Raw genomic sequence first — 9640 nt, forward strand, 5'->3', positions numbered from 1 at the left:
CGGATTCCGTGAGTTCACGATAGGTGGCATGCACGGTGATCTCGGTGATGCCGTACATATTGACCAGACGGGTCTGTTGGGTGGGGTTACGGGCGACCCACGGAGCAAGCGTATGCAACTCCAGCGCTTCCCCCCCAAAGATAATGCAGCGTAGGGAATGCGGCGTGGCATCCTGGGCAGAAATCAACGGGCGAAAAGCACTGGGCGTTTGATTCAGTACGGTGACTTGCTCACGGCACAGCAGCGCATAGAAGGCCTGCGGTGAGTGGAGACAGTCAGCCGGTACGACGATCAGCTGGCCACCATGAGACAAGGCACCCCAGAGTTCCCACACCGAGAAATCGAAAGCAAAGGAATGGAACAGGGTCCACACATCATTGCCATCAAACTGGAAACGTTCTTGGGTGGCGGCTAACAGGCGGGTGACATGGGCGTGCTCGACCATCACCCCCTTGGGTAATCCGGTGGAGCCGGAGGTGTAGATGACATACGCCAGATGGCGTGACGTCAGCCCCAGTGCCTGTGTATCCGGATTGTGATCCGATTGCGCCATCAGGGATGCATCCTGGGCATCGAGTACGATTGTGGGTATGGGCGCCGGGACGTGGCTGGTCAGCGTGTCGACCTGTGTTGTCTGGGTCAGCAAAGCTACTGGTGTCGCATCATTGAGCATATACGCCAGCCGCTCGGCCGGATAAGTCGGATCGAGCGGCACATAGGCGCCACCGGCCTTGAGGATCGCGAGCAAACCGACCACCAGTTCCAGGCTGCGTTCGACACAAATTGCCACCCGATCGTCCGGACGCACACCTAGCGCAATTAAACGATGGGCGAGACGATTGGCGCGGCGGTTCAGTTCACCATAGCTGAATGTCTGGTCCTCAAACACCACGGCGGTGGCATCGGGGGAATGTGCTGCCTGAGCCTCGAACCGCTGATGGATCAAGGTGTTCTGCGGGAAGTCTACTTGGATGGCATTGAAGCCGGTCAGCAATTGTTGCCGCTCCGATGCCGGCAAGATTGGCACTTGCAGGATGGGTTGTTGCGGGTCGCTGACCAGCGCCTTGACCAAGCCGCTGATAGCGGTGGCTAGATAAGTGGTCACGCGAGCCGGATCGATACTCGTCACAGTCTGGGCAGTCAGGCGGAAACCGACCCCCTGATCATCCACCGAGAGGGTAACCGGATAGTTGGTTCGCCCTTCGGTTGCGACGATACGCATGCCTGCCCAAATCGTATCAACCGCGCCGGCTTCGTCGGCTTGACTATGACGGTAATTGAACAAGGCACTGAACAGCGGCATCGGTTGAGCCACACCACTACAGCGCTGCGCCAGCGCCAACGGTGCCTGTTCGTGCTCTAGCAACATTGTGAGGCTGCGGTAGGTGGCTTGAACCGCTTCCTGTACGCTGCAATCGGCCAGAGAGATCCGCACCGGCAGCGTATTGATAAACATGCCCAGAACTCGGTCGGCACCCGCGACTCCTTGCAGGCGACCCAGCAGCACGGAGCCAAAGATCACATCGTCGCGGCCGCTGGTTTGTGCCAGCACTTGCCCCCAAGCGACATGGAACAGCACGCTTGGACTGACTCCCAGACGGCGGGCCTGAGTGCGGATAGCCTCTGCCAAATTGGGGGTGAGCAAGAGACGGGCTTCGGTGACGGGTTCACCGTCGCCCTGCACGTTGAGCACACCAAATGGCGCTGTCGGTTCGTCGACATCAGCGAGTTGGGAGCGGAAGTAGGCCTCATGCACCGTGTCCGCCACGCTCAGGGTCTGGGCGATAAAGTCGCGGTAGGGCAGCGCGGCGGGCAGTGCTTGGGCATGCCCCTGCAACAGCAGGGCAATCTCGGTAAAGATAAGTGCCAGCGTCATTTGGTCGCTGACCAGATGATGGAAACGCAGGGCCAGCAGCCATTCATCCTGTGCCGGATCGTGGGCAATGTCGGCGGCAAACAGTGGCGCGCGGTTCAGGTCGAGACGGTGCTGGTGTGGATCAGTATGAGCCCGTAACTGAGCCGGGACGTCGTCCGCTGAGGTCGGGGTAAAGTGATTGACCGACAGTGGCGCCTGACGCCAAACCACTTGAACCGGCTGCACCAGCCCTTGCCAGCAGGCAGCGGTACGCAGGATATCGTGGCGGTCGATGACTTGTTGCAGCGCGACCAGAAAAGCATCGAGATGTTGGCAGGTGTCGAAGGCAAGCAGAGTCTGCAACAGATAGGCATCGCCTTGTGCCTGTAGCAGGTGATGGAACAGGATACCTTCCTGCAACGGTGCCAATGGATAGATATCCTGTACATTGCTCGCTCCGCCGGGGATCATGCCGACGATAGCATCAATCTCAGCCTGAGACAGCGAAACCAGGGACAGCATATCGGGCGTGAGGGCAGTGCAGCCCGCGGGGATGCGGTTGGGCGGCACCACGAAAGCGTCGGCAGCGTCCTGATGTATCAGGATGGTTTGCGCCAGTTCAGCAAGGACGGGGGCGGCGAATACGCTGCGAACGTCGAGTCGCCAGCCGAAGCCACGCAGTCGCTCGATCAAACTGACAATCATCAGCGAATGTCCACCGAGTTCAAAGAAGTGATCGTGACGGCCGACCTGTTCCAGCCCCAGCAGGTTTTGCCAGATCTGGGCGAGAGCGTTTTCTACCTCTCCCACTGGCGCTTCATAATGACGTGTCACCACGGCGGACGGGTCAGGCGCGGGGAGCGCCTGGCGGTCAAGTTTGCCGTTTGGGGTGAGTGGGAAAGCCTCAAGCGTCATAAAGGCACTGGGCAGCATATACTCGGCGAGCTGTCGGGAGAGTTGCAGACGCAGCTCGGCCGGAACCAATTCAACGTCGGTCTGGGGCAGCAGATAGGCGACCAGACGTTTGTGGCCCGGCTCGTCTTCGCGCGCCAGCACCACCGCCTCGCGCACGCCGTGGCATTGTACCAATTTAGCTTCGATCTCGCCGAGTTCGATACGGAAACCCCGCAGTTTGACCTGAAAGTCATTGCGGCCGAGATATTCGATATTGCCATCGGGAAGCCAGCGGCCGAGATCGCCGGTCTTGTACATCCGGGCATCCGGATCGGAGGAGAACGGATCGGCAAGGAAGCGTTCGGCGGTGAGTTCGGGGCGGTTCAGGTAGCCGCGGGCAACGCCGGCACCGGCGATATGGATTTCGCCAGTGACGCCCAAAGGAACGGGTTGGCCGTGGGGATCGAAGATATAGCTTTGGGTATTGGCGATGGGTCTGCCGATGACCGAAACATCCGGCACGCCGGCCGTAGCACAGTATTCATACCAAGTCGCATCGCCATTGATTTCGGATGAACCGTAGAAATTCAGCAGATGGATCCAAGGGTAATCCGTTATTACCTGCCGAGCGAGCTCAGGCGCAAGTCGTTCCCCGCTGCAAATCAACGTCCTAATCGATTTCAGGTAATCGCCACTCCCCTGTATCAGGAGTTTCAGCAGCGAAGGTACCACCACCAGGTAGTTAACATCGGCGTGGCGTAAGCCTTCGCCGAAACGCGTAAGATCTTTCACTTCATGGTTATCGAAAACAACCAGTTTGCCACCGGCCAGTAATACGCCAAGTGTCTCGGTCACTGAATCGACGAAGCTGATGCTGGTTTTCAGCGCCGCCACCAGTGGTGGTGTCACGATATCGCGAACGAACCACAACAGCCGGTTACACAGGGCTTGATGGCTGCTCATCACCCCCTTGGGCAGGCCGGTGGAGCCGGAGGTGTAGATCACATACGCCAGATGGCGTGATGTCAGACCCAGCGTCTGCGCTTCTGGGTTGTGGGTTGGCTGCGCTTCCATAAACGGTTCTTGGGTATCGAGTACCACCGTAGGTATGGCGCTGTTCAGTGTGTCGACCCATGCCATCTGAGTGAGCAATACCACGGGTGCCGCGTCATCCAGCATATATGCCAACCGCTCGGTCGGGTAAGCCGGATCGAGCGGCACATAGGCACCGCCTGCCTTGAGGATAGCGAGCAAACCGACCACCATCTCCAGACTGCGTTCGACACAAATTGCTACCCGATCATCCGGGCGTACACCCAGGTTGAGCAGATGATGAGCCAGCCGATTGGCGCGGCGGTTCAGTTCGTCATAGTTGAGCGCCTGATCCCCGCACACCACGGCGGTGTCGGTGGGGTGGTGTGCCGCCTGAGCTTCGAATAGCTGGTGGATCAGGGTGTCTTGCGGGAAGTCCGTCTGGGTGGCGTTGAAGTTCACCAGCAGCTGTTGTCGTTCCGAGGTCGGCAGCATCGGCAGGCCGACAATGGCTTGTGTCGTGTCAGCCGCCATCGCCGCCAGCACATGAGTCACATAGCCGACCATGCGCTCAACGGTCGCGTGGTCGAACAGATCGGCAGCATATTCCAGATCACCGACCAAACCAGCCTCAGTTTCGGTCAGCGATAGCATCAGGTCAAAGTGAGCGCCATAGCGTACTTGTTCAACGGGAGCGAGCTGTAGGCCGGGCAACGACAAGTCTTGGGCCGGGGTGTTATTTAAGGCCAGCATGACTTGGAAGACCGGGCTGTAGCTCAAGCTACGGTCGGGCTGCAAGGCTTCTACCACTTGCTCGAAGGGAAGATCCTGATGGGCATAGGCGGCGAGTGCTCGCTCACGAACCTGCGTGAGCAACCCGGCCACATTGGTGACGTCAGCTGGCGTGACGCGTAAGGCCAGGGTATTGACAAAGAAGCCGATCAAACCCTCGAATTCGCGATGCTGGCGATTAGCGACCGGGGTGCCGACAACGATATCATCCTGACCACTGAGCCGGGCAAGAACGATGCTCCAGGCGGTCAATACGGTCATAAACAAGGTGGTGTTATGGCGCTGTCCAAGTCCCTTAAGTGATGCCAGCAACGTAGTATCAAGGTGGAGAGGAACCCGGCCGCCAGTATAGCTCTGTACGGGTGGGCGTGGCCGATCGGTGGGGAGTGTCAGCAAGGTCGGGGCGCCTTGGAGCTGGCTGCTCCAGAAGTCGTGCTGTTCGGTGAGGACGGCTCCCTGCAACCCGTTACGCTGCCAGACGGCATAGTCGGCGTACTGAATGGGCAGTGGCGGCAGTGGATCGCTGTGGCCGTCAAGGGCGGCACGGTAGAGGGCAACAAGTTCGTGTACCAGCACCCCGATGGACCAGCCGTCAGCGATGATGTGATGCTGGGTGAGCAGCAATACATGCTCTTCGTCCGTCAATTGCAGCAGTTGACCGCGGATCAGAGGACCTCGAATAAAGTCGAAAGGCGTCTGCGCTTCAAGGGCGGCGAGCTCGGTGACACGGTTGTTACGCACTGCTGAGTCTAACGGGCGCAGATCCTGGCAGGATAGCGCAAAGCCGATATCGGCGGGATCAATGTGCTGGCAGGGTTGGCCTTCGACTAGGACAAAGCGGGTGCGCAGGCTCTCTTGCCGGGCAATCAGGTGATCGAGTGCGGTGGTCAGCGCGTGGCGGTTGAGTGAGCCAGTAAGACGCAGCGCTGCCGGAATATGGTAGGCCTGGCTGGCAGCGGGATCGAGCTGCCCAAGGAACCATAGCCGTTGCTGGGCGAAGGATAGCGGAAGCAACTGGCTGCGGTCGGCCACAGGGATGATGACCTGAGTCGTCACGGAAGCGCCGGTGAGTGCGTGGGCCAGATCCGTCAGGATGGGCTGGGCAAAGAGTTGTTGTAGCGGCAATTCCCGCGCCAGATCCTGGCGTACACGCGCGGCGAGTTGGACGGCAAGCAGAGAATGGCCGCCGAGTTCAAAGAAGTGGTCATGACGGCCGACCTGCTCCAGCCCCAGTAAGTCTTGCCAGATCTGGGCCAGAGCGGTTTCTATTCTTCCCTGTGGCGGCTCATAGCCGCGTATCACCACGGCAGACGAGTCGGGGACGGGGAGTGCCTGACGGTCGAGTTTACCATTGGGGGTCAGCGGGAAGGACTTAAGCGTCATAAAAGCGCTGGGCAACATGTATTCGGCGAGGTGTTGAGAAAGTTGCTGACGCAGTTCGGCCGGAACCAGTTCGACACCGGTTTGGGGCAGCAGATAGGCGACCAGGCGCTTGTGGCCCGGCTCGTCTTCGCGGGTCAGAACCACCGCTTCGCGCACCCCGTGACATTGTACAAGTCGAGCCTCTACCTCACCGGGCTCAATACGGAAGCCACGCAGTTTAACCTGATAGTCATTGCGGCCGAGATAGTCGATGTTGCCATCGAAAAGCCAGCGGCCGAGGTCGCCGGTTTTATACATGCGCGCGTCTGGATCGGCGGAGAACGGATCGGAAACGAAGCGCTCGGCGGTCAGTTCGGGACGGTTCAGGTAGCCACGGGCGACGCCGGCACCGGCAATATAGATTTCGCCGGCCACACCGAGGGGAGTGGGCTGATCGTAGGCATCGAGAATATAGATCCGGGTATTAGCGATCGGACGGCCGATGGGAATAGAGTGAGCAACATCGACGGGTGATGCAATACGATAGGTTGTGGCAAACGTCGTGGTTTCTGTCGGACCATAGCCGTTGATGAGATGTGCCGGCTGAGACTCAGCCAATTGTGCACGTTGAATCTTCCTGGGGTCGAGTACATCGCCGCCGATGAGCAGGTAGCGTAGTTGTCCGAACAGGGGGCCGAGATCGCTGAGATATTCGTTGAACAAGCCGGCCGTTAGCCAGAGGGCGGTGACTTGCCCTTTGATCAGCGAATCGCGGAAACGTACCGGATCGAGCAGCACTGAGGGTGAAACCACATATAAACGCCCACCATTGAGCAGAGCAGACCAGATTTCCCACGTTGAAGCATCAAAGGCAATATTGGCACAATGGGCAATACAGTCTTCTTCTCCAATATCGGCAAAACCATTATTGATGATGAGACGAAGGACATTCCGGTGTTCGACCATGACGCCTTTGGGCAACCCGGTGGAGCCTGAAGTGTAGATGACATATGCCAGATGGCGTGACGTCAGCCCTAGTGTCTGCGGCTCCGGGTTGTGGGTGGGTTGTGCTGCCACAGTCGGTTCCTGAGCATCGAGTACTATTATAGGTACAGGCGTAGTCACGGGGCTGACCAGCGTGTCAACCCATGCCGTCTGTGTGAGCAAGACCACGGGTGCCGCGTCATCAAGCATATAGGCCAACCGCTCGGCCGGATAGGCCGGATCGAGCGGCACATAAGCGCCGCCTGCCTTAAGAATAGCGAGTAAGCCGACTACCAGCTCCAAACTGCGTTCCAGACAAATCGCCACCCGATCGTCCGGCCGTACACCCAGCGCGATCAGATGATGAGCCAGTTGGTTGGCGCGGCAGTTCAGTTCGCCATAGCTCAGTACCTGATCCTCAAACACCACAGCGGTGGCATCGTGTTTGTATGCCACCTGAGACTCGAACAGTTGGTGGATCAGGGCGTTCTGTGGGAAGTGCGCCTGGGTGGCGTTGAAGTTCACCAGCAGTTGTTGCCGCTCTGCTGGTGGCAGGATCGGCACATCTCGAATCAACTGTTGCGGATGGTGGGTCAAATCATCGACCAAGCCACTGATCGCCGTAGCCAGATACGCGGTGACGCGGGTCGGGTCGATCCCCGTCACAGTCTGAGCGGTCAGATGGAAACCAGTTCCCAGATCATCGACTGACAGGGTGATCGGATAGTTGGTTCGCTCCTCTGTTGTTAAAATGCGCATACCTGCCCAAGTCGTCTCAGCCGTATCTGCCTTGCCGGCCTGATTATGACGGTAATTGAGCAAGGTACTGAACAGCGGTATCGACTGCGCCATGCCGCTACAGCGTTGAGCCAGCGCCAACGGTGCCTGCTCGTGCTCCAATAGCATGGTCAGACTGCGGTAGGTCGCCTGTACTACGGCCTGCACGCTGTGGTCGGCCAGAGAGACCCGCACTGGCAGAGTATTGATAAACATACCCAGTATTCGGTCAGCACCTGCGCCCCCTTGCAGACGACCCAGCAGCACGGAGCCAAAGACCACATCATCGCGGCCGCTGGTCTGCGCCAGTACCTGAGCCCAGGCCACATGGAACAGTACGCCCGGACTGACCCCCAGACGGCGAGCCTGAGCGCGGATAGCCTCCGCCAAAGCAGGTATAAGTGGAAGACGGGCTTCGGTGACGAGTTCGCCGTCAGCCTGCACTTTGAGTACACCGAACGGCACCGTCGGTTCGTCGACGTCGGCGAGTTGATCGCGGAAGTAAGCCTCATGAACTGCAGCCGGTATGCTCAGGGTCTGAGCAATAAAGTTGCGGTAGGGCAGTACCGTAGGCAGCTTGTCGGTATGTCCCTGCAATATCAGGGCAATCTCAGCAAAAATCAGCTCCAGCGTCATATGATCGCTGACCAGATGGTGGAAACGCAGAGCCAGCAGCCATTCATCTTGGATCGGATCGTGGGCGATGTCGGCGGCGAACAGCGGCGCACGGCTCAGGTCGAGACGGTGACGGCGTGGATCAGTGTGAGCCCGTAGCCGAGCCGGGACATCGTCCGCCGTGTCTGGGGTGAAGTGATTGATACACAGCGGTGCCTGACACCAGACCACCTGAACCGGCTGCACCAATCCCTGCCAACAGGCGGCGGTACGCAGGATATCGTGGCGGTCGATGACCTGTTGCAGGGCGGCTAGGAAAGTATCAAGACGCTCGCGGCTGTCAAAGGCGAGCAGGCTCTGTAGCAGATAGTCATCACCTTGTGTCTGTAGCAGGTGATGGAACAGGATACCCTCCTGCAACGGCGCCAGTGGATAGATATCCTGCACATTGGTCGCCCCGCCGGGGATCACATCGGCGATGGCATCAATCTCAGCCTGAGACAGCGTGACCAGGGGTAGCATATCGGGAGTAAGGGCGGTACAGCCTTCGGGGATGCGATTGGGCGGCACCACGAAAGCGTCGGTGTCACTCTGGATGGTTTGTACCATTTCGGCGAGGACGGGCGCGGCGAACACGCTGCGAACCTCAAGCCGCCAACCAAGGCCGCGCAGCTCTTCGATCAGACTGACGATCATCAGCGAATGACCACCCAGTTCAAAGAAATGGTCGTGGCGGCCGACCCGTTCCAGTCCCAACAGGTTTTGCCAGATTCGTGCCAGAGCGGTCTCCACCTCACCGACCGGGGCTTCATAGCCGCGCACCACTACGGCGGACGCGTCGGGGACAGGAAGCGCCTGACGGTCGAGTTTGCCGTTGGGGGTAAGCGGGAAAGCGTCGAGCGTCACAAAGGCACTGGGTAGCATATACTCGGCAAGGTGCTGGGCGAGTTGCTGACGCAGTTCAGCCGGCATCAGTTCAGCGCCGGTCTGGGGCAGCAGATAAGCGACCAGACGCTTGTGGCCCGGTTCGTCTTCGCGCGCCAGTACCACCGCTTCGCGCACGCCGTGACATTGCACCAATCGGGACTCAATCTCGCCGAGCTCAATTCGGAAGCCGCGCAGTTTGACCTGAAAGTCATTGCGGCCGAGATAGTCGAGATGGCCGTCGGAACGCCAGCGGCCGAGGTCGCCGGTCTTGTACATACGGGCGTCCGGATCGAAGGAGAACGGATCGGCAAGGAAGCGCTCCGCAGTCAGTTCAGGACGGTTCAGGTAGCCACGGGCGACGCCGGCACCGGCGATATGGATTTCGCCAGTGACACCGAGAGG

The 9640-nt window shown here is 59.2% G+C and carries 1 protein-coding gene; it reads right to left on the reverse strand.

What is annotated here, in order from left to right; all coding sequences use genetic code 11:
* On the reverse strand, window positions 1-9640 hold a 9640-nt coding region (locus NXS07_RS17455), incomplete at both ends, for a non-ribosomal peptide synthetase (RefSeq protein WP_258087262.1).

Origin of the sequence: Xenorhabdus bovienii, from assembly GCF_024721015.1 — a bacterium.
GTDB lineage: Bacteria > Pseudomonadota > Gammaproteobacteria > Enterobacterales > Enterobacteriaceae > Xenorhabdus > Xenorhabdus bovienii.